At 56.7% G+C, this 21,108-nt stretch carries 18 protein-coding genes; 10 read left to right on the top strand and 8 right to left on the bottom strand.

Annotated elements, in window-relative coordinates; all coding sequences use genetic code 11:
- Positions 1-72: 72 nt before the first annotated feature.
- Positions 73-1,359, bottom strand: coding sequence for an aminotransferase class V-fold PLP-dependent enzyme (locus M5M_RS04820; protein ID WP_016389222.1), 1,287 nt, complete (start codon positions 1,357-1,359; stop codon positions 73-75).
- Between the two features lie 184 nt (positions 1,360-1,543).
- Between M5M_RS04820 and M5M_RS04825 the strand changes: the two genes are divergently transcribed.
- The 4 genes from M5M_RS04825 to maiA are packed head-to-tail and all read left to right on the top strand — an operon-like array spanning position 1,544 to position 5,364.
- Positions 1,544-2,023, top strand: a complete 480-nt coding sequence (locus M5M_RS04825) for a MarR family winged helix-turn-helix transcriptional regulator (protein WP_015046343.1) — start codon at positions 1,544-1,546, stop codon at positions 2,021-2,023.
- Between the two features lie 58 nt (positions 2,024-2,081).
- A complete protein-coding gene (gene hmgA / locus M5M_RS04830; RefSeq protein WP_015046344.1) occupies positions 2,082-3,383 on the top strand; it encodes a homogentisate 1,2-dioxygenase in 1,302 nt (433 codons plus the stop codon).
- A gap of 27 nt (positions 3,384-3,410) precedes the next feature.
- Positions 3,411-4,721 carry a fumarylacetoacetase gene (gene fahA, locus M5M_RS04835; RefSeq protein ID WP_015046345.1) on the top strand — a complete coding sequence of 437 codons (1,311 nt, stop codon included), beginning with the start codon at positions 3,411-3,413 and terminating at the stop codon, positions 4,719-4,721.
- A 13-nt stretch (positions 4,722-4,734) separates the two neighbouring features.
- Positions 4,735-5,364 (top strand): maleylacetoacetate isomerase, encoded by a 630-nt coding sequence (gene maiA / locus M5M_RS04840; RefSeq protein WP_015046346.1) that lies wholly within the window; start codon positions 4,735-4,737, stop codon positions 5,362-5,364.
- Between the two features lie 33 nt (positions 5,365-5,397).
- On the opposite strand, the gene tpx is transcribed toward maiA, so the two are convergent.
- Positions 5,398-5,895 carry a thiol peroxidase gene (gene tpx, locus M5M_RS04845; protein WP_015046347.1) on the bottom strand — a complete coding sequence of 166 codons (498 nt, stop codon included), beginning with the start codon at positions 5,893-5,895 and terminating at the stop codon, positions 5,398-5,400.
- A gap of 163 nt (positions 5,896-6,058) precedes the next feature.
- Here tpx and M5M_RS04850 point away from each other — a divergent pair, with 163 nt between their 5' ends.
- Positions 6,059-6,952: an adenylate/guanylate cyclase domain-containing protein gene (locus tag M5M_RS04850; protein ID WP_015046348.1), complete on the top strand. Its 894-nt coding sequence runs from the start codon at positions 6,059-6,061 to the stop codon at positions 6,950-6,952.
- 2 nt (positions 6,953-6,954) lie between these two features.
- A complete protein-coding gene (locus M5M_RS04855; RefSeq protein ID WP_015046349.1) occupies positions 6,955-7,401 on the top strand; it encodes an RDD family protein in 447 nt (148 codons plus the stop codon).
- Positions 7,402-7,410: 9 nt separating this feature from the next.
- Here the strand turns inward: M5M_RS04855 and M5M_RS04860 are convergent, their stop codons facing one another.
- The 3 genes from M5M_RS04860 to M5M_RS19320 all read right to left on the bottom strand — a co-directional run bounded on the left by M5M_RS04860 (position 7,411) and on the right by M5M_RS19320 (position 9,630).
- Positions 7,411-7,596 carry a hypothetical protein gene (locus M5M_RS04860; RefSeq protein ID WP_015046350.1) on the bottom strand — a complete coding sequence of 62 codons (186 nt, stop codon included), beginning with the start codon at positions 7,594-7,596 and terminating at the stop codon, positions 7,411-7,413.
- 27 nt (positions 7,597-7,623) lie between these two features.
- Complete coding sequence (locus M5M_RS04865; RefSeq protein ID WP_015046351.1) at positions 7,624-8,664, bottom strand: M15 family metallopeptidase; 1,041 nt, start codon at positions 8,662-8,664, stop codon at positions 7,624-7,626.
- A gap of 291 nt (positions 8,665-8,955) precedes the next feature.
- Complete coding sequence (locus tag M5M_RS19320) at positions 8,956-9,630, bottom strand: outer membrane protein (RefSeq protein WP_015046352.1); 675 nt, start codon at positions 9,628-9,630, stop codon at positions 8,956-8,958.
- 99 nt (positions 9,631-9,729) lie between these two features.
- Here M5M_RS19320 and M5M_RS04880 point away from each other — a divergent pair, with 99 nt between their 5' ends.
- Positions 9,730-10,485, top strand: coding sequence for a substrate-binding periplasmic protein (locus M5M_RS04880; protein ID WP_015046353.1), 756 nt, complete (start codon positions 9,730-9,732; stop codon positions 10,483-10,485).
- 68 nt (positions 10,486-10,553) lie between these two features.
- Positions 10,554-13,562, top strand: coding sequence for a D-2-hydroxyglutarate dehydrogenase YdiJ (ydiJ, locus tag M5M_RS04885; protein ID WP_015046354.1), 3,009 nt, complete (start codon positions 10,554-10,556; stop codon positions 13,560-13,562).
- Between the two features lie 27 nt (positions 13,563-13,589).
- Here ydiJ and M5M_RS04890 read toward each other — a convergent pair whose 3' ends face one another.
- From M5M_RS04890 to M5M_RS04900, 3 genes are all read right to left on the bottom strand, one after another.
- Entirely contained in the window at positions 13,590-15,215 is a 1,626-nt protein-coding gene (locus M5M_RS04890; RefSeq protein WP_015046355.1) for a thiamine pyrophosphate-binding protein, read from the bottom strand.
- A 169-nt stretch (positions 15,216-15,384) separates the two neighbouring features.
- Positions 15,385-17,406 (bottom strand): oxidoreductase, encoded by a 2,022-nt coding sequence (locus M5M_RS04895; protein WP_015046356.1) that lies wholly within the window; start codon positions 17,404-17,406, stop codon positions 15,385-15,387.
- A gap of 24 nt (positions 17,407-17,430) precedes the next feature.
- The gene (locus tag M5M_RS04900; RefSeq protein WP_015046357.1) at positions 17,431-18,300 is read right to left on the bottom strand and encodes a crotonase/enoyl-CoA hydratase family protein; all 870 of its coding nucleotides are present in this window, start codon (positions 18,298-18,300) and stop codon (positions 17,431-17,433) included.
- A gap of 95 nt (positions 18,301-18,395) precedes the next feature.
- Here M5M_RS04900 and M5M_RS04905 point away from each other — a divergent pair, with 95 nt between their 5' ends.
- Both M5M_RS04905 and M5M_RS04910 read left to right on the top strand, forming a co-directional pair.
- A complete protein-coding gene (locus tag M5M_RS04905; RefSeq protein ID WP_029879881.1) occupies positions 18,396-19,007 on the top strand; it encodes a TetR/AcrR family transcriptional regulator in 612 nt (203 codons plus the stop codon).
- Positions 19,008-19,104: 97 nt separating this feature from the next.
- Positions 19,105-21,063 carry a VacB/RNase II family 3'-5' exoribonuclease gene (locus M5M_RS04910; protein ID WP_016389223.1) on the top strand — a complete coding sequence of 653 codons (1,959 nt, stop codon included), beginning with the start codon at positions 19,105-19,107 and terminating at the stop codon, positions 21,061-21,063.
- Positions 21,064-21,108: the final 45 nt, after the last annotated feature.

The raw sequence follows: 21,108 nt of genomic DNA on the forward strand, positions 1-21,108 counted from the left end.
AGTGGGTGCAATGCGCTTTGCTTATTGCACCCTACGCGAACACCTGTCTTTCAATTAATTCATTTCACCTGCTCAGGCCAGGGCCGCAATCGCGGCCACGGCCTGATCGATTTCTTGCTCGCTGTTCAACAAACTGGGGGCAAAACGCGCGTAGCTTTGCCGGTAAGGCGTTGAGCTCATGATAATGCCCTGCTTGTGCAATGCCTCTACCACCGCATCCGGCGCCATACCCTGCACATCAAAACACACCAGGCCCGAGGACAAGCTAGCCTCCATAGGCGTATAAAGGGTCACATGTTTAAGCGCCGATAAGCCTTTTTTGGTTTGCGTATTGAGTGCGTGAATACGTTCCTGAACCGATTTCTTACCCAACTGAAGATGCAAGCGAAAGGCTTCTGGCAGTGCCCATCGGTGTTCAAAGGAATGAAAGCCGCCAGGCGACATATGCTCACCCACCGGCACATCGGCTTGCGACATATTGCCCAACCAGACTTCATAACTGGCACTGAAACTGGGAATCACCGGGTCGCACTGCGACCAACCTTTATCACTGCCCCAAATCACACCGGTACCGCGCGGCCCGAAAATCCATTTGTGGGTACCGGCTACAAAAAAGTCACACCCCAGCTCTGCAATATTTTGATCCTCAATGCCAAACCCGTGCACGCCGTCGACGCAAAACAGTATTTGCGCATCTGCGCGCCGGCTTTTATTGATAGACGCAAGCTTTTCCGCCATGGCGGCAATGGGGAGCTTTACCCCGGCGGAGGAATGCACCCAGGTCACCGCCAACACCCGCGTTTCAGGCCCGATGGCCTCCGCCATGCGTGCCAGCACCTGATCCACATTCACCGCCGAAGGCGAATCATAAAGCGTGCACTGACGCACCTCGACGCCGGTTCTGGCCGCCCGCCAGGCAATCGACATATCGGTGGAATAGTGATCGTGGGTAGTCTGCAGAATTTCATCGCCCGGCTTGAGTTTCAGGCCGCTATACAGCAGGCCCAGCCCCATGGTGGTGCTGTCGGTGAGCGCCACCTGATGCCCTTTGACTCCCATGTATTGCGCGGCAGCATCCGCCACCTGAGCATCGATGGTCAAAAATTTGCTGTGCCAATAGTCGGCCGGGTTTGCATCGAACAGCTGCCGGTGGGTGGCAATGGCCTCAGCCACCGGCTTCGGGTGGGATGCCAGCAGGAAGGTGGCGAGATGGGATTTGTTCTGTACCAGCGGAAAAAGCCGCCGCAGCCCCCGCCAATCCGCTTTAGCCAATGGCGCGGCCACCAGCTCACCCACCTGACTGAGCAGGCCTGCGCTCAGGACCAACCCCGAATTCCTTAAAAATGCCCGCCTGTCCATGTGGCGTCTCCTTTATAGGTTAAGCCCATGAGTATAGGCCGGGATTATCCGTTGCCTCATTCCTATACAGTCTATACAGACAATTCCAAATGTCGGAAATATCTAACAGGCCGTTGAAAAACCCCTTTTAGTAACATTTGTTACTTTAATAAAAAGTCGCTACACTGGCTGCAACCTGACCCGCATGGATGACCTGCTGCCGATGCCCGAGCCTCTGAACCTGAGTGGTTTTCTGCCCTACCAGCTGTCTGTATTACAAGCGCGCCTGAGTCACCAGATTGGCGGCTACTACCGCAACGCATTCGGACTGAGCCGCAATGGCTGGCGGGTGATGGCAGCACTGGCCATGCAACCCGGCATGAACGCCCGCGAAGTGGGCCAGTTTGTGGAGCTGGAAAAAATGCCGGTGAGCCGGGCGGTGAAAGAATTGGAAGCGCGCGGGTGGATCAGCGCCGGCGTTCAACAGCAGGATCGGCGCGCAAGCCAGCTCCGACTGACCGCACGCGGACGCAAGGTATATGAACAAATCGTGCCCGAGTTGCTTGTGCGCGAGCAACAAGTGATGTCGGTGCTGAGCGCGGACGAGCGCGCTGCACTCGAGCAGATTACCGGCAAACTGCTGGCGCACTTATCTGTGCCGGCCAATAGCCAGACACCTGAATAACACACGACAGCGAAACAAAAAAACAACTAACCTGAAGCAGTCTTATCGGAGACCCAGCATGAACGGTGATTCACTGACCTACCTGAACGGCTTTGGCAACGAACACGAATCCGAAGCGCTGCCCGGCGCCCTGCCCCGCGGCCAGTTCAGCCCCCAGAAGGTGCCTTATGGCCTGTATGCCGAGCAATTGAGCTCAACCGCCTTTACCGCCCCGCGCGCACACAACCGGCGCACCTGGACCTACCGTATCCGCCCCTCTATTGCGATGGAGGACTTTGCGCCCAGGCCATCCAATCTGTGGGAATCCGCGCCCATCAGCCAGCCGGCGCCGCCCAATGTGATGCGCTGGGATCCGCTGCCCATACCGGAGCAGCCGGTGGATATCATCGACGGCATGATCACCATGGCGGCCAATGGCTCAGCCCACGGGCAGGCCGGTATCGGCATTCACCAGTACTGCGCCAGCGCCTCCATGGACAAGCGCTATTTTTACAATGCCGATGGCGAGTTGTTGTTTGTGCCCCAGCAGGGACGACTGCTGGCACTGACGGAACTGGGGCGTCTGTCGGCACGACCCGGCGAAATTCTGGTGATTCCGCGCGGCATCAAATTCCGCATGGAATTACCGGATGGCCCGGTGCGCGGCTATGTGTGCGAAAACTACGGCAACCCCCTGGAATTGCCCGAACGCGGCCCCGTAGGCGCCAACGGCTATGCCAACGACCGCGACTTTCACTACCCAATTGCCTGGTACGAAGACCTGGAAGGCGAATTCGAACTGGTAGCCAAGTTCGGGGGACATTTTTTTACGGCGCCCATCGCTCATTCGCCGCTGGATGTGGTGGCCTGGACCGGTAATTCGGCCCCGTATAAATACGATCTCGCGCGTTTCAATGTGATGAACACCGTGAGTTTTGACCACCCGGACCCGAGCATTTTTACCGTGCTCACCTCACCTTCGGGGACGCCCGGCGTGGCCAATGTGGACTTCGTCATTTTCCCGCCGCGCTGGATGGTGGCCGAGAATACTTTCCGTCCGCCCTGGTACCACCGCAATATCATGAGCGAATTCATGGGCCTGATTGAAGGCGTGTACGACGCCAAGGAAAAAGGCTTTGTACCTGGCGGCATGAGTCTGCACAACTGTTGGACGCCGCACGGTCCGGAGGCCGAGGTGTTCGAGAAAGCCTCCAACGCGGAACTCAAACCCGAGCGCTATAAAAACACCCTGGCGTTCATGTTTGAATCCCGTTACATCATTGCGCCCACCCGGTTTGCGCTGGACACCCCCGCGCGCCAGAAAGATTACCTGGGTTGCTGGAACGGATTGAAAAAGCATTTCAACCCCGCCAAACCCTGAACTGATTGCTGACCACGAGGAATTAACATGTACGCACTGAACGAGACACACGATCCCGCCCTCACCAGCTGGGTGGCCAGCGCCAATACACCGGACACGGATTTCCCGATCCAGAACCTGCCCTTTGCCAGTTTCCGGCGCCAGGGCTCAAGCGAAGCCTTCCGCGGCGGTGTTGCCATCGGCGACCAGATTCTGGATCTGGCCGCAGCCGCCAACAGCGGTGTATTCAACGACCTGCCGTTAACCGCGCTTATGGCCTGTGCCGGCCCCGACCTGAATCCGTTTATGGCCATGGGCCGCGACGCCTGGTCGGCCCTGCGCCTGGCATTGTCCCAGACCCTGCGCGCCGGTGCGCTGGCCGAGTCAGCACTGACCAACTGTCTGGTACCGCAGGCACAGGCAGAATACAAACTGCCTTGCCACATTCACGACTACACGGATTTTTACACCAGTATTTTTCACGCCACCGCAGTGGGCTCCCTGTTCCGTCCGGATAACCCCTTGCTGCCCAATTACAAATGGGTCCCCATTGGCTATCACGGCCGCGCCTCCAGCATCGGCGTATCGGGTCAGTCATTCCCGCGCCCCTGTGGCCAGACCAAAGCGCCGGATGCCACCGAGCCGAGCTTCGGCCCATGCAAGCGGCTGGATTACGAAGTGGAAGTGGGCATTTATGTGGGCAAAGGCAATGCGCTGGGCGATACCGTCAGCATTGATGAGGCCGAAGACCACATCTTTGGTTTGTGCCTGTTCAACGACTGGTCTGCGCGCGACATCCAGGCCTGGGAATACCAGCCATTGGGTCCATTCCTGGCCAAGAATTTTGCCTCCACCGTGTCGCCCTGGATCATCACCAACGAAGCGCTGGCGCCCTTCCGTTCCGCCTTTACCCGCGATGCTGCCGACCCACAGCCGCTGCCTTACCTCACCGGCGATAACAACACGGCCCAGGGCGGTTATGACCTGACGCTGGAATGCTTTATCAAGACCGCAGGGTCTGACGCAGAGAACAAGGTGTCCACCTCCAATTTCCGCCACTCCTACTGGACCGCGGCGCAAATGCTGGCCCATCACACAGTCAACGGCTGCAACCTGCAACCCGGCGACCTGATCGGCAGCGGCACCCAATCCGGCCCGGATCACAAAGAAGCCGGCTCGCTGCTGGAGCTGACCCGCGGCGGCAAAGAACCCCTGCCCCTGGCCAACGGCGAAACCCGCACGTTTTTGCAGGACGGCGACAGCGTGATCATGCGCGGCCATTGCGAAAAAGCCGGTGCCCGGCGCATCGGTTTTGGCGAAGTGGTGAGCACAGTGCTGCCGGCCCGCGTGCGCGCGTAATAAGGAGCCACCCATGAAGCTTTACGGCTATTTCCGCTCCTCGGCGGCTTACCGTTTACGCATTGCGCTGAACCTGAAGGGCCTGAGCGCCGAGCAGGTACCGGTCAATCTGTTGAAGGGTGAGCAAAAAGGCGAAGACTACAAGCGCATCAATCCGCAGGGGTTGGTGCCCAGCCTGGCCACAGACCAAGGGGCTATTCTGACCCAGTCACCGGCCATTCTCGAGTGGCTGGAGGACACCTATCCGAATGTCCCCCTGTTACCGGCGGATCCCTTGCTGCGCGCACGCGTGCGCAGCCTGTGTATGCAGATCGCCTGCGATGTTCACCCCATCTGCAATTTGCGGGTTCTGAAATACGTGGCTAACGATCTGGGTGCAGGTGAAGAGGGTAAAATTGCCTGGATTCATCACTGGATCAGTGAAGGCTTCGCGGCAATGGAGTCGCAGCTCGGCGACGGGCCTTATTGCCTGGGTGAATCACTGACGCTCGCCGATGTGTACTTGATTCCGCAGGTGTTTAACGCCCTGCGATTCAAGGTCCCTATGGCGCAGTTCCCTAAAATCATGGCCGTTTATAACGCCTGTAATCAGGTACCGGCCTTTCAACTGGCGGCGCCCGATCAGCAACCGGACGCCAGCTGAAACCAACCGGTGCACGGGGTGCACCGGTTTTTATCAGGCCAGCGCTTTCAGCGCGGCATCGTAATCGGGCTCACTGGCCACTTCCGCCACCTGCTCGGTGTAAATCACCTTGCCATCGGTGCCAATCACCACAACAGCCCGTGATAACAGCTGCGCCAGCGGGCCTCCGGCAAACGCCACACCATAATCCTGACCAAAACTGGAACGGAAACTGGACCCGGTTTTCACGTTGGAAATGCCTTCGGCGCCGCAAAACCGCGCCATGGCAAAAGGTAAGTCAGCTGCCACACAAACCACCACCACATTGTCCAACCCGGCCGCACGCTGATTGAACTCACGTACCGATGTGGCGCACGTTGGGGTGTCGATGGACGGGAAGATATTCAACACCACCCGCTTGCCCGTGAGGGATGCCAGTGTGAGGTCAGATAAATCTGCCGCGGCCAGCGTGAAAGCCGGTGCCTGGGTGCCAACCGCAGGCAGATTACCCACAGTTTCAACGGGGTTACCCTTCATTGTTACAGTCGCCATGTGTAGATTCCTTTTGAAAACGTGGCTGGGTCGCCAAGAGTAGCAGAGCGGCCCATAAAAGCTACACGCGATTCAGTGGCAAAGAACACAAGTACTGCTTTTATTTGTCAGTCGCACCATCAAAGCGCATAATTCAGCCTTCATGACTCCAGACCCCGAGCCGATGCCCGATTCCCCAACCCAGCGCGCCATACTGTTTGCCGATATTTGTGGCAGCTCAGGGCTCTATAAAGCGCTGGGTAATCACGCGGCAGAAATGAAAATACGGGAATTATTGGGGCGCGTGATCAGCGCAGTGGCCGATCATAAAGGCACGGTCATCAAAACCATTGGCGATGAAGTCATGGCAAGCTTCGCCAAACCGGCACATGCCCTCACCTGCAGCCAGGCCATTCAACGGCAGTTTCATCGCAGCGCCGGCGCCCTGCAATTGCGACTGGGTGCCAGTTATGGCGACGTGGTGATTAACGAACAGCAGGATGTGTTTGGCGACACCGTCAATGACGCGGCCTTTGTCGCCCGTATCGCGCGGGCGGAGGAAATCATTGTCACCCATGGGTTTTTCCAGGCACTGCCCGACACACGCGCATTGGAATGTCGTGAGTTTGACCGGGTATCGCTTAAAGGCGGTGATGAGCGTCAGATGATTTATCGGGTTCAGTGGCAAAGCGAAACCTCGCCCAGCGCAACGCAGGTTATGAATCTGGTCCACACTACCCAGCAAATCAAGCGCCAGCTACTCACGCTGCAAATCCAGGACCAACCATTGCAAATCGGCCCCGAAGATACGCCGTTCCATTTAGGCCGGTCTGATCAGAACAGTGCCGTGGTTGACAGCCAGTTTGCCTCGCGTGAGCATTGCCACATTCTCTACCGGCGCGGCAAATACGTGTTAATTGACCACTCCACCAACGGCACATATGTACAGCCTGACGGTCACCGGGAAATCTATTTACGCCGGGAAGAATTGCCACTGGAAGGCCAAGGCCAATTCAGTCTCGGCCAGCCCGTCAGCGCCAACGACTGCCCACTTCACTATCACAACAAACAGCACTAAACATGTCCGACGTAGAATTTCCCTCCCTGCTCCGCCGCCTTGGCGCCATGGTTTATGACAGCCTGCTGGTGATTGCCGTGTGCCTGCTGTACGGCGCCATCGCACTGGCCGTTCAGGTCAACCTCAGCGGCGGCCTGGCCGACGGGGAAAAAGCCAATTTAGGGCCACTTGGGTTCGTGGGCATGCTGGCCGTCATTGGCCTTTATTTCACGTTTTTTTGGGTCCGCTCAGGGCAAACACTGGGCATGAAAACCTGGCGTCTGAAAATCGTCGCGCACGACGGTCGGCGCCTGGGATGGGGACAAGCCTGGCTGCGTTGGCTATTAAGTTGTTTCAGTTTGGGGCTTGCCGGTACCGGCTTCCTGTGGGCACTGATCGACCGCGAAAATCAAACGCTGCACGATCTGCTTAGCAAAAGCCAAACCCGGTTATTGCCGAAAGGTCAGTGAGCGCCCCCACTATCGGGCTTCGGTTTTCCCTTGCCCACAGCGCTCGCACCGGAGCAAGGTGACCAATCGCCCCTGTTTGACGTCAAACTGGCTTTCCTTCACCACAACCCAGCGATGGAAACCCTCGCGGCACAGACTCCGGCCTTTGAACTTGTCTTTGAGCTTCGGCCGTTTGAATGGAACTACATCGCCCATATTACCTCTCCTGCTGAGAGGCTGAGTTTACACCACCTTGATGTGCCAGGGCTCGAACCTCACCCCCAGGCGATTATCCTCGGTATAGCGAATCTGCACGTAGCCCAGATCCTGCATGCGTTTGAATTCGTCGGTTTCGGCAAATTTGTCGGAAAAATTGGCGATGCCCCACCCCACTTTACCCACATCGAAATCCCCGATGCCATGGTAGGAATGCCCGGGTGGCGCGAGCGATCGGGATGCCTTTGACAGGTTGTAGTTGGATACCGATGCCTTCGCCAAAAACAGGTGCATCTGTTTCACATTGCTGCGTATACCCGAGGTCAGGATAATGCTGTCGCCAATATCCTTTTTGATTTTCTGGTAATAGGCTTCCGACTCGCCGCGGAAAACATACTGGCCACTGTAGGGAATTTTCAACACGTCCCGATCGGCGATGGTCGCGGTTAGTTCTGTAGAGACTCTGTCGCCCAGGAAGCCGTAATTGGTGGCATCTTCAAAAAACAGGCGTTCAATGAAAGCGAGTTCCGGCTTGCTGAAACTCCCCACCTGACTGTATCGATCGGCGATCTTCAGGAGGTAATCAAAACTGCAGATGTTGTAGTTGCCATGGCCAATAAGCGCTTCTGCTCTGCTGAGCCGCTGGAGGACTGAATGCATCAGAATGCGTTCATCCTGATTCAGGTAGATGTCATCTGCAAACTCCTGTTCGAAGTTGCGGACTTTATCCAATATGCGATCAGCCTGGTCATTGGCCGCAACCTCGGGCTGAGGCTCAGGCTGCTTGACCACCGCGGCTTTAGGCGGGCTGGCCTTGAGCTCTGCAAACGCGGGATCGGGGGTTTTCTGCACTACCCGGTCCGTGGTCGCCGCCGGACCGGCATCGCGAATCACGTCGACCGCGGCCAGCTGGCGGACGCTTTCGGAGTCAGAGATATTGCCGGTCACCAGCGGGTCCTGCGCCGTATTCGGGCTGAAGGTATCCTGCGCGTATTTCCACAGCAGACCATTGGAAAGGGCAAAGCCGGAGGTGGCAAAAAGTCCGGTTAAAAGCTCACGTCGTTTCAAGGTAGTTCCTGCGATTCCATGTTTTGAGACTTTATCCTTACTAAAAGATAGTTGAGAAATAGCCAATTCGCACAAGTATCCGCATCAACTTCCGGCCTGGTTATAAAAAAGCCAGCCTGATTTTTCACCAATGCCCTGCAGGGTTCGCCAATCCTGGGCCGCAGCCAGATTCCCAAAGGTTATCCACAGGCATTTCCAGTGCTTTTGTGGAATACGCTGCAATACCGGCACCCATAAAAAAACCCGCATGTCGCGGGTTTCTCCAACCAACCACTGATCATTTTTTGATCATCAGAGCATAAAACCGATCTCAATGCGCCCCAGATCAAAGCGCTCTTTCTTGTTGCCGGCGTCTGCCCACATCGCCGTGTAGCCGGCGCGGACAAAAAAGTCCCGATTGATTTCATAACGCAAACCGGCACCCGCATTGTAGGAAAACTCACTGCTGCTGTAGGTGGCCCAGGTGCACCGATAGGTCATCCACCAAGGATCCCACCAACAGATCTGGGAACCCTGCTGGGTCAGATTGCTGTCGAACGTAGACCAGCCTCCGCCCAGCTGCACGTAGGGCGTGAATGCGCCGGCCATGAAATGGTAGGTCCCGTTGAATTGCGCGTGATAAATGGAAAGCTTGTGATTGATGGTGCGCGTTCCCCCCCCTTCTTCGGCCAGCACGGCCGTATATTTGGGGTTGCTGGAATCCATGTTAAAACCAAAATTCCAATGATTATCGAAATTATAGGCAAGCCCGAAAGACCAGCTATTGGCCTCTTTGACATCGATCGACGCCCCGTTAAGTTCCCGGTCCCACGCGGAGGTTTTGTGGCCCCCGAACGTGACCTCCATTCGACCGGCACGGTCTTTATAAAGTGCTTCAAACCCCCTGCTCTGGGCTTCAGCGGCAACAGGCGTGACCAATACGCCGACCACTACCAACAAACCTGTTATGAACCCTGCTCGAATCACAGCGCGCTCCTTGTGAGTGAAAACCCCATTATAGGCCTCGCAAAGCGGGTAACAAAAGCACAACTGCTACACTGACAGGAGCAACGCTGACGGTGCCTCATGCTTAAAACTCTCTCTTTTTTACTGCTTTTTCTCGTGCTCCCCGCGCAGGCGGCCGACCCTTTGACGGAAATCAGGCTCCAGACGCTGGGACCTGACACAGCCCGGTTTCCAGGCCTTCTGCACTATGAGACCGACGCTAACGGGACCTTAGCGCTCAGGGGCCGCTATCGGGATTTACTGGACTGCACTGCCAGTCAGCTGGGCATCAGGGTTGTGTATACGGGTAAGCCTTTCATCCGCGCACAACGGGACGCCGTATCCGGCCAGATCCACGGTTTTTTCCCCGCCAACCGCACGGCCCGGCGAAACAGTTTTGCCATTCCCTCTGAACCGCTGTTCGAAGACCGCAAAGTACTGCTGGCCCGCCCGGAGTTTTCAAAAGGGACCAAGGACCCGCGTAAACTCACCAACTACATCGGCGTCATGCGCGGTGCCCAATACGAACAGGCACTGGCAGAAACCCTTGAGCATCCGCTGTCCGTTGTGGATAGCTATGAGCAGTTGCTCAAGATGCTCGAGACCCGCCGGGTAGGCGCCATCGTAGTGTCGGAGATGTTTATCAACAGCACCCTGACCTACCTCGATATCAAGGTGGATTTGCGCACCAAAGTGCTGGAACAGGCGCCTATGTACGCCTATTTTTCACAGGCGTTTGTGGATCAGTACCCCACCTTTCTCGATCAATTCAACAACGCGCTCGACCACTGCCGGACGATCCCCAGGCCACTACAGCCGCCAGGCCAGCATTTTTAGTTGTTCGCAAGTGGGCAGGAAATCGCTAAAATGCGGCCTCAGAAATTCAGTTATTGCTCAGACACCCCATGATTCCTGCTATCAGCGCCACGTCTCCCGTCCAGTCCCATTACCTCGCATTTATTGAGGCTCTCAAGGCGGAGGGTTTTGCCGGCGAATTGAGCCCGGACTATGCCAACCGGACGGTGCTGTCGACCGACAACTCCATCTATCAGGTTCTGCCTCAGGGGGTGATTTACCCCCGTCACCGGGACGACTTGCTGCTGATCACGGCGCTGGCGGCCAAACCCCGCTTCCGGGACATCGTATTAAGCCCCCGTGGCGGTGGCACCGGCACCAATGGCCAGTCCCTGACCGATGGTCTGGTTGTGGATACCTCCCGCCACATGAACCGGATTCTGGAAATCAATGTGCAGGAGCGCTGGGTACGGGTCGAGTGCGGGGTGGTAAAAGACCAGCTCAATGAAGCCCTGAAACCGCACGGGCTGTTTTTTGCGCCCGAACTGTCCACCTCCAACCGCGCCACCATCGGCGGCATGATCAACACCGATGCGTCAGGCCAGGGCTCTTGCGAATACGGCAAAACCCGCGATCACGTACTGGCCCTGCAGAGTGTCTGGCTGGACGGCAGCCTGTGGGGATCAGAACCCCTGACTGACGAAGAATTGTCGGCTGTGTGTGAACGCCAGGACCGGATCGGTGAGGCCCATCGGGTGTTGCGGGAAATCGCCAAGCACCACGGGTCTGCCATTAAAGAAAAGTTTCCGCCGCTCAACCGCTGCCTGACCGGCTATGACCTCGCGCATATTTATTCCCAGGATGGCCGGCTGGATCTGAACAGTATCCTGTGCGGCGCAGAAGGTACCCTGGCGTTCATCACTGAAGCCAAACTCAACTTGCTCCCCATCCCCAAATTCACGGCGCTGGTCAACGTGCTTTACCGGGATTTCGATGCCGCATTGCGCGATGCCACCGAGCTGATGAAAGCCGCACCCACATCGATTGAGACGGTGGATTCCAGGGTGTTCGCCCTGGCCAAAAACGATATTGTCTGGCACTCGGTGGCCGACTTTTTTCCGCCGGTCGACGAGTCGGTGGCCGGCATCAATCTGGTGGAATACACCGCTGAAACCGAGCAGGCGCTGGAACAAAAGCTGGCGCCCCTGATCGAACAGCTCAATCAGGTGAAAGGCCAAACCGGTAAAAACTGCGACTTCGCCGTGGTGCGTGGCCAGAGCAATGTGAACAAAATCTGGGGCATGCGCAAAAAAGCCGTGGGCCTCTTGGGCAATGTCAATGGCGAAGCCAGGCCCATGCCGTTCGTGGAGGACACTTGCGTACCGCCCGAACACCTGGCGGATTTCATTGCAGAGTTCCGCACACTGCTGGACAGCCGCAGCCTGCAGTACGGGATGTTTGGTCACGTGGACGCCGGCGTTCTGCACGTGCGCCCTATTCTCGACATGAAAGATCCCGCGCAGATAACTGCGATACGGGAAATTACCGATGCGGTGGTGGCCCTGGTTCAGAAATACAACGGTTTATTGTGGGGTGAACACGGTAAAGGTTTACGCTCGGAATACGCACCGGCGTTTTTTGGCGACCTTTACCCGCAACTGCAACGCATTAAGGGGGTGTTCGATCCACACAATCAACTGAACCCCGGCAAAATTGCCACACCGTCCAATGACCATGCGCTTACGCCACTGGATGCAGCGCCAACCCGTGGCGATGAGGACCGCAAAATTCCGGTGCAGGTATGGGAAGGCTACAGCGAAGGCATGTTTTGTAACGGCAATGGCGCCTGCTTTAACTGGAACCCCAACGATGCCATGTGCCCCAGCTGGAAAGTCACCCGCGAACGCACCCAATCACCTAAAGGTCGTGCGTCCCTGATCCGTGAGTGGCTGAAACAAATGACCGAACGAGGTATCGATCCGGTTAAAGAAGCGCAGGCAGACTCGGGTTTCTTGCGCAGCCTACCGGCGCGCATCCGCAATACGCTCAAAAACGATTACGACTTTTCACACGAAGTCATGGACTCCATGGCCGGTTGCCTGGCGTGCAAATCCTGCGTAGGCCAATGCCCCATTAAAGTGGATGTACCCGAATTCCGCTCCAAGTTTCTGGAGTTGTACCATGGCCGCTACCTGCGACCGCTGAAAGATTATTTCATTGGCGGACTGGAATTCATGGTGCCCACCCTGGCGAAGGTAAGCTGGCTGTACAACGGCATGATGCGCATGGCGCCTGTCCGCTATTTGCTGAAACGGGTGGCCGGCATGGTGGATAGCCCACTGCTCACGGGTGTCAGGCTGGAACAGGCCCTGAGTGACGCAGGCATATTGTGGGCCACGCCGGAGAACATTGCTCAACTGTCTGCCGACCAGCGTGCCCGGGCCGTTGCCGTCGTACAGGACGCCTTTGTTTCCTACTTTGAAACACACGTTCTGATGGACAACCTGGCGCTGTTGAAACAACTGGGCTTTACGCCGCTGTTGGTTCCCTATCGCCCCAATGGCAAACCCCTGCACGTACACGGCTTCCGTAAAACCTTTACCCAAGTGGCCAAAGAAAACGCGCAGCTGTTAAACCAACTCACCGAGCAAAAAATCCCACTGATCGGCATCGAGCCCTCCATGACGCTGGCCTACCGGGCCGAATACAAGAAAGTGCTGGGTGACCTGGCGCCCGACGTTCAGCTGATACAGGAATGGCTCGCCAAAGCCCCCTGGGAATACAAAGCCCACCAACCACTCACGTATAAATTGCTCGCTCACTGCACGGAAAAAACCAATGCCGCTGCCAGTATCAAAGACTGGCAGACGGTGTTTGCTCGCGCAGGCCATCAGCTGACGGTGGTCGATACCGGGTGCTGTGGCATGGCGGGCACTTACGGGCATGAAACCCGCAACCGGGACAACTCGGAAAAATTGTTTGACATGAGCTGGCGCAAGCAACTGGGTGAAGACGGCCAACACTGTCTGGCCACCGGCTATTCCTGCAGGAGCCAGACCAAACGGCTGGCAGGACACCAATTACAGCACCCCATTCAGGCATTACTGACAGGCAATTGAAAAAACTTGCCTGCCAAGTGTAAACATTCAACAGGCCAATGCTTTTTGGTTAGCCGCGAGAAAACCAGTGGCAAAGCGGTCCAGGCGCGCCGTGCGGCTTTGCTGGCACAAGCGCGCATCGATCAGGGTAAAACAATCGTTTCTGCCTAACGCCTGCTGCAGCGCCGCGCGTAATGCCACAGTACTTGACGCCACCAGTCCCTGCCCGCCCATTGCTTGCGCCAGCAGCGAATAATCCCAGCCTCCTAGTGCGGTACAGGATAAGTCAGGCGAAAACGCCTGAATCATGTCCCAACGCTGATTATTGAACAACAGGATAATGGGTGAGTAACCGTAGCGCCGGCAATGGCCCAACTCCATTCCGGTCATTTGAAAGGCGCCATCACCCACCAGTACCACTGGTCGCAAGCCGGTGGCCGCTTGCACCCCGAACGCCGCCGGGACTGCATAGCCCATCGAGGCATAGAAGGCAGGCGCCAGTAAAAATTTCGGGTCGGCCTGCATTGAGGCAAACAAACAATCACCCACATCAGAAATGAGTGGCACCACAGAAGATTGCTGGGACAAAACGCTATGCAGTTCACTGACCACACCGGTCGAAGTGAGCGGCTCATCATCTTCCGGGGACTGTATCAGCGAAGCAGGCCTGAGATCTGCCAGAGGAAAGCACCGATCCGCCAGCGCATTCAGAGCCTTGAATAATTGTGCCAGGGGTGCACGAAAGCTCGTGTTATCAAGCGCGGGTTCACCTTGCTGTATATCAATGACCTTGTTGGCGGGAAACAGGTCACTTTGGGCAGCAAAATTGCTGTCATTTTTGATCACACCGGCCATCACAATCAGATCCGCCTGCGCCAGTAGTCGCGCGGGCTGCTGATCGGATTTATCCAGAAAAATGCCGCCATAAGTGGGACCGGACGAATCCAGGCAAGCGCGCCCCATCAAGGTACTGAGCAGCGGAATCTGGGTTTTTTCAGAAAACGCCTGCAAGGCATCAACCGCATCAAACCGGCGCATATCGACACCCGCCAATATCACCGGCCGTTGCGCCTGGCGAATTCGATTCCACACGCTTTCTGCTATCCATTGACAGGCCGTGCTGTGTTCCTGCCGCTCAACTGGTACGGGCAGATCTGCCACGTCAAAATTCACCGCATCGCGCGGGAATTCGATCAGCACCGGCTGGGATTTTTCAACGCAGGTATCCAATGCCTGCCTGAGCGCGACACCCGCCGTTTCCGGGTCATCCAGCCGGACCTGAGCACAGGTTATTTCGCGATAAATATCCCGCTGGGAATCCACGGCCTTGGCCTGATGGTGAATCAACAGCCCACGTTCAATTTCGGCGCGCGCAGGAAAGCCGGCAATCACCACCAGCGGCACATGCTCCACATAGGCCTGTGCGACGGCATTGACACCATTTAACGCACCTGCACCATAGGTAAGCAACACTGCGCTGGGCTTATTCATCATGCGCGCGTGCGCATCCGCAGCGAACACCGCCGAAGGTTCGTGACCGAGGTATAGCAAGGGGATTTCGTTTTGGCTTTGGATGGCTTCAAATAGCGGCAGAATAAAATCGCCGGGAATACCGTAGAGGCAACCCACTCCAATGCGTTGCAGTTCGTTTTGCAATAAACGTGATAATTTCATAAGGCCTCCGTAGAGAGCTCAGTCTGAAGACAGTCTCCACAGAGGCCTTTGCGGTAGATCAATAGTTACAAAGCCGAACCTGTTCAATTCGGGGTAAGTGACTACCCCGAAGTAAATAGTGGCGAGCAGGCTGTTGATAAAGCCCTCACATACGCGGGCTTTCAGGCTGCTAAAGTGACGCCGCCAGCCGTGTGCCCTGATCAATCGCGCGCTTGGCATCCAGTTCCGCGGCCACATCGGCACCACCGATCAAATGAACGGTTTTGTTCAAGCCTTCAACCAGTGCGCGTTGGGGCTCTTGGCCGGCACACAGAATCACATTATCCACCGGCAACACCTGTGGTTCACCGTCGATCTGGAGGTGCAAACCCTGATCATCGATCTTCACATATTCGCAAGCAGGCACCATGTTGACGCCTTTGTTTTTAAGGCCTGTGCGATGAATCCAGCCCGTGGTTTTACCCAATCCTGCGCCCACTTTGGTGGCTTTGCGTTGCAATAACCAGACTTCGCGATCTGACGGGTGCGCCGACGGCTGAACGCCTGCAATCCCACCGCGCGCGGTCATGGTCATGTCAACGCCCCACTCGGCCATAAAGGCCGGGATATCCAATGACGTGGATTTGCCCGCATGGGTGATGAATTCCGCCACATCAAAACCAATGCCACCGGCGCCGATAATGGCCACTTTTTTACCCACAGGCTTGCCCGCAAACACGTCCAGATAGCTCAGCACTTTCGGGTGATTCACGCCCTCTATCGACGGCGTGCGCGGGACAATGCCGGTCGCGAGAATAATTTCGTCAAAGTCGGTCTCATTTAATTGATCCCGACTGACTTCCGTATTCAGTTTGAGTTCCACACCTGTCAACGCCAATTGTTTGCCAAAATAACGCAGGGTTTCATAGAACTCTTCTTTGCCGGGCACGCGTTTAGCGATATTGAACTGGCCGCCAATTTCGGACGCCTTATCAAACAAAGTCACCTTGTGTCCGCGCTTAGCCGCGGTGGTGGCAAAGGCCAAGCCCGCAGGGCCGGCACCGATCACCGCCAGCTTCTTCGGCTTTTCGGTGGGTAAAATCAGCAATTCAGTTTCATGGCAGGCGCGCGGATTGACCAGACAGCTGCTTAATTTCAGGCTGAAAACATGGTCCAGGCAGGCCTGATTACACCCGATGCAGGTATTGATTTCATCGGCCCGATTTTCCTGCGCTTTTTTGACGAACTCCGGGTCGGCAAGAAAGGGACGCGCCATGGAAATCATATCGGCATCACCGCGGGCCAATACCTCTTCAGCCACTTCCGGTGTGTTAATGCGGTTAGAGGTGATCACTGGCACGCTAAGCGCCTTGCGCACTTTCGCCGTGACCCAGGTGAAGGCCGCGCGCGGCACCTTGGTCGCGATCGTGGGAATGCGTGCCTCGTGCCAGCCAATGCCGGTATTGATAATCGTGGCGCCCGCTTTTTCGATGGCCTGGCCAAGCTGAACCACTTCCTCATAACTACTGCCCTGCTCCACCAGATCGAGCATGGACAGACGATAGATAATGATGAACTCGGGTCCAACTCGCTCGCGCACGGCGTTAACCACTTCCACCGCAAAGCGCATGCGGTTTTCGTAGGCGCCACCCCATTGGTCATTGCGCTTATTGGTATGGGTGACAATAAACTGGTTGATGAAATAGCCTTCCGAGCCCATCACCTCAACGCCATCGTAACCCGCGTCCTGCGCCAGCTTGGCACAGCGCGCGAAATCATCGATTTGTTTATGGATATCTTCTTCCGTCACTTCACGCGGGGTAAAGAAATTGATTGGTGCCTGAATGGCCGAGGGGGCGATCAGTTTCTCAGAAAAAGCATAGCGGCCCGTGTGTAAGATCTGCAGACAGATCTTACCGTCGGCCTCATGCACGGCATCGGTGATAATCTTGTGCTTGGCCACATCATCGGCGGTTTCCAGACTACCGGCGTGGTCTGCAGTCGCGCCTTCGCGGTTGGGTGCAAAACCACCCGTCACCATTAAACCCACACCACCCCGAGCACGCTCGGCAAAATAAGCCGCCATGCGCTCAAAACCGTCGGGGGCTTCTTCCAGGCCCGTGTGCATGGACCCCATCAATACGCGGTTTTTCAGTTGGGTGAATCCCAGATCAAGGGGTTCTAACAAATGCGGGTAGGTTGGATGGCTCATAAGCTGTCTCTCGAAGAAAATAAGTTATTGGTTTTTTGTCAGAATGGGTTGGTTCGGCTGCAGATCCGCGTAGGCCGGTGCCCGCTTTTCCATGGCCGCCGTCATGGCCTCCAGCACCTCGGTGGCATGGAACATTCCGCCCTGCCAGGTGGCGGCATAGCGCAGGCCTTCATCCACGCTGTGGTCGCGGGCGTAGTTGAGCATTTCTTTGATGCCATTGATCGCCAGTGGTGAATGTGATGCCATTTGGTGTGCCAGCGCCATCACGGCGTTCATCATGCTGGCCTGATCTGCAAAAGTCTGGTTCACAAAACCATAGCGGGCGGCCTCCTGCGCAGAAAATTTGCGTCCGGTAAACGCCAACTCTCTTACCACCCCTTGCGGCATGAGTGTCGGCAATCGTTGCAAGGTGCCCAGATCGGCAGTGATGGCCAGATCAATTTCTTTAATGGTAAAAAACGCATCCTCGGTGGCGTAGCGGCAATCGGCGGCGCAAATCAGGTCGATGCCACCACCGATACAACCACCCTGCACTGCAGCCAACACAGGAATTCGCAGGCTTTCGAGTAGGTTAAAGGCCGATTGCAATTCCAACACCCAGCGCCGGATCATTTCCGCCCGGCGCGAGGCTTCGAGCTGAAATTCGGGGCCATTGAGCCCGGCAAACACCTCCAGGTCCATGCCGGCGGTGAAATGCTTGCCCGTGGATGACACCACCAACGCGCGGATTTCCCCGCTTGCGCCAATGGTACGTAACGCGGCAGGCCATTCAGACCAGAAGTCCCGATTGAACGTATTCAATGCTTCAGGCCGGTTGAACTGTAAATGGGCAACCTGCCCCTCCTGGTGGTAGGCAAGCGACTTCATGCCCGCTAACTGCTCATTGAGGCTCACAATCTGGCTCTCCTGCGTCTTGTTTAATAACTTAACAGCGTCAAGATTAAGATCACATTTTGACAGTGTCAAGATTGACTGCTATGTTCGCGCCCATGAGTAAAGCACACACACCCGCAGCAACCCGTAGCTATCACCACGGCGATCTGCGCCAAAGCCTGATGCTGGAGGCCTCCGCGCTGCTGGACAGCGAGGGCATTGCCGGCCTGAGCCTGCGCAAACTCGCCGACCGGGTGGGCGTTTCCCGGACCGCGCTTTACCACCATTTCACCGATAAAAACGCCCTTCTATGCGCCATTGCGGCCGGCGGCTTCAACCTGCTAGAGGAACTGATGGCCCCCCTGGCACAGGATGCGGGGCTGGCGCCGGGACAACGCTACAGCCGCTTCGCCCGCCGCTACATCGACTTCGCCATCGCCCACCCGGCCCGCTACAGTCTCATGTTCGGGCACACGCTCTGGCATCAGGGGCTGGCCAACGAGGACCTGAAGCAAGTGGCCTTTGAAAGCTTCAAACGCCATCGGGAGGCCGTAGCCCGCTGGCAGAGTGCCGGTATTCTGCCCTCTGGGCTGGATTCGCTCCGGCTAACCCAAGTCACCTGGGGCACCTTGCACGGACTGGCCCAGCTGGTGCTCGACGGTGTTTATGCCGATGCCACCCATCTGGATGAGATCTGTGACACCGTGGGCCAGCTGTTCTGTGGTTGAGCACGGCTAACGCAACGCCAATTCGGGCCTTTTGCCGGTTATTACTGTTCCCAACTGCTGGTATGATGGCCGCTTTTTTACAGACAGAAGACCGCCCATGCTCGACGCCTCCGCCCTGCAACAGCTTTCCCAGCTCAAAAAAGATATCCGTGCCAACAAAGACATCGCGCAGGGTACCGTGCGTGGCACCCAATCGCGCTACGGTTTTGTTCATCTGGATGACGGTCGGGATGCCTTTCTGGCGCCGGATAAGATGGACCGGGTGTTTCCGGGCGATCGGGTTCAGGTCAACGTCATCGACGTCAGCGACGGCGCCGGCACCAAATTTGAGGCTGAATTTGAGAAGCTGTTGGAATCCCCCCTGTCCTACTTTGTCGGGCAGTACGTGGTGCGCGGCCAGGGCCATTTTGTCGCCCCCGACGTGCCCGGTTTCAGCCGCTGGATTTTTGTGCCTCCCAAAGCCCGCAAAAACGCCAAAGCCGGTGACTGGGTAGCTTGCCGGATTACCCAACACCCCTACCGCAAAGAAGGCAAAGCACAGGCCCAGATCCTGGATGTTTTCGGCGCCGAACAGGACGCAGGCATTGAAGCCCGCTACATGCTGGCGAAATTTGAACTGCAAGCCAACGCCAACCCGGCATTGGATGCAGCCGTCAACGCGCTCAGTGCGTCACTACCGGAAAAACTCAACGAACCGGGCCGCCAGGACCTCACTGACCTGGATTTCGTTACCATTGACGCCGACACCACGCGCGATATGGATGACGCACTGCACATCGAGTCAACGTCCGAGGGCTACCTGCTGCGCGTGGCCATTGCTCAGCCTGGCGCATTGTTAGGACCTCAGGATCCACTGACACGCCATGCCCAGTCGCTGGCCAACACACTGTACTTCCCTGGCACACAGCAATTGATGCTGCCAGGGCCCTTGTCCCACGACGTGTTTTCGTTAGTTCAGGATCAGGTACGGCCGGTGCTGGTAGTAAGCCTCCAGTGCGATAAGGACGGCAAGGTCACCGGCAGCGACTTCAGCCTCGCGCGCATGCGCTCGCGCGCCAAGCTGAGCTACCAGCAAGTCGCCGCTCTGCTCGACGGTAAGCCGCATACCATTGCCGAGGGACTCGCCTCCATGGTTAACGTGCTGGGAGAATGGTCGCGCAAGGCCAACGCGCAACGCAGCCGCGATGCACTGATCATGGAAGACCGTGCGGATTACGATTTCGTGCTTAACGAACAACAAAAAATCCAACAGGTAGTGCAGTTGGAGCGCACATCCGCTCATCAGGTGGTCGAGGAAGCAATGCTGGCGACCAACGTCGCGGCCGGGCAGCTGTTTGCCGAACACAAGTTACCCGCACTCTATTCCTCTCACGCAGGGCCGCGTGAAGACCGGCTGGACACTATCGCGCAAATGCTGGCGCCCTATCCGGAACTTGCAGCGCTTAACGTCACCGAACTGGAAGGCTACGTGAGCCTGATACGCAACCTGAGTGCAGCGGGCCAGGAACACCTGCTGTCCAATCTGCGTCGCCAGTTGCAGCCCGGCAAATTGAGTTTGTCACCTGCCCCGCATCTGGGACTTGGCTTCCGGCATTACGCCACAATTACGTCCCCGATCCGTCGCTTCAACGACCTCTACAATCAGATGGTCATCGCACACTGGCTGGGTCTGGGCGAAGCGCCCAGCCTCGACGAAAGCGAACTGGAAACCTTACAGGATGTAATCGGCCGGGGTCGTCAGGCCGTGCGTCAGGCAGAAAGCTGGATGCTGTGCCAGTTTCTTGGCAGCCAGATTGGCAGCGAATTCGACGGCAAAATCAGTATGGTCAACAGTGCTGGCTTTGGCGTGCGCCTGAGTGATAACAGCGCAGAGGGGTTTGTGCTGGTGCGCACCAAAACCTGCAAACCCGATTTTGATCCGATTGCACTGACGCTGACGTTGCCCGAACAAGGCGTCACCTACCATCTGGACAAACCGGTCAGGGTAAAACTGGAAGCGATTGAGTCGGATTCAAGGCGCCTGACATTATCGCTTGTGGAGAGCGGCGAAGCCTGATCCAAACACATAAAAAAAGCCGGCATCGCCGGTTTTTTTTATGTC

Source organism: Simiduia agarivorans SA1 = DSM 21679 (genome assembly GCF_000305785.2).
Lineage (GTDB): Bacteria > Pseudomonadota > Gammaproteobacteria > Pseudomonadales > Cellvibrionaceae > Simiduia > Simiduia agarivorans.

Bases quoted from the DNA above. Each gene is read 5' to 3' on its own strand.
- fahA (WP_015046345.1), top strand. From the start codon at position 3,411: ATGTACGCACTGAACGAGACACACGATCCCGCCCTCACCAGCTGGGTG.
- M5M_RS04895 (WP_015046356.1), bottom strand. From the start codon at position 17,406: ATGAGCCATCCAACCTACCCGCATTTGTTAGAACCCCTTGATCTGGGA.
- hmgA (WP_015046344.1), top strand. From the start codon at position 2,082: ATGAACGGTGATTCACTGACCTACCTGAACGGCTTTGGCAACGAACAC.
- M5M_RS04820 (WP_016389222.1), bottom strand. From the start codon at position 1,359: ATGGACAGGCGGGCATTTTTAAGGAATTCGGGGTTGGTCCTGAGCGCA.
- M5M_RS04910 (WP_016389223.1), top strand. From the start codon at position 19,105: ATGCTCGACGCCTCCGCCCTGCAACAGCTTTCCCAGCTCAAAAAAGAT.
- ydiJ (WP_015046354.1), top strand. From the start codon at position 10,554: ATGATTCCTGCTATCAGCGCCACGTCTCCCGTCCAGTCCCATTACCTC.
- M5M_RS04905 (WP_029879881.1), top strand. From the start codon at position 18,396: ATGAGTAAAGCACACACACCCGCAGCAACCCGTAGCTATCACCACGGC.
- M5M_RS04850 (WP_015046348.1), top strand. From the start codon at position 6,059: ATGCCCGATTCCCCAACCCAGCGCGCCATACTGTTTGCCGATATTTGT.
- maiA (WP_015046346.1), top strand. From the start codon at position 4,735: ATGAAGCTTTACGGCTATTTCCGCTCCTCGGCGGCTTACCGTTTACGC.
- M5M_RS04855 (WP_015046349.1), top strand. From the start codon at position 6,955: ATGTCCGACGTAGAATTTCCCTCCCTGCTCCGCCGCCTTGGCGCCATG.
- M5M_RS04890 (WP_015046355.1), bottom strand. From the start codon at position 15,215: ATGAAATTATCACGTTTATTGCAAAACGAACTGCAACGCATTGGAGTG.
- M5M_RS04825 (WP_015046343.1), top strand. From the start codon at position 1,544: ATGGATGACCTGCTGCCGATGCCCGAGCCTCTGAACCTGAGTGGTTTT.
- M5M_RS04860 (WP_015046350.1), bottom strand. From the start codon at position 7,596: ATGGGCGATGTAGTTCCATTCAAACGGCCGAAGCTCAAAGACAAGTTC.
- M5M_RS04880 (WP_015046353.1), top strand. From the start codon at position 9,730: ATGCTTAAAACTCTCTCTTTTTTACTGCTTTTTCTCGTGCTCCCCGCG.
- tpx (WP_015046347.1), bottom strand. From the start codon at position 5,895: ATGGCGACTGTAACAATGAAGGGTAACCCCGTTGAAACTGTGGGTAAT.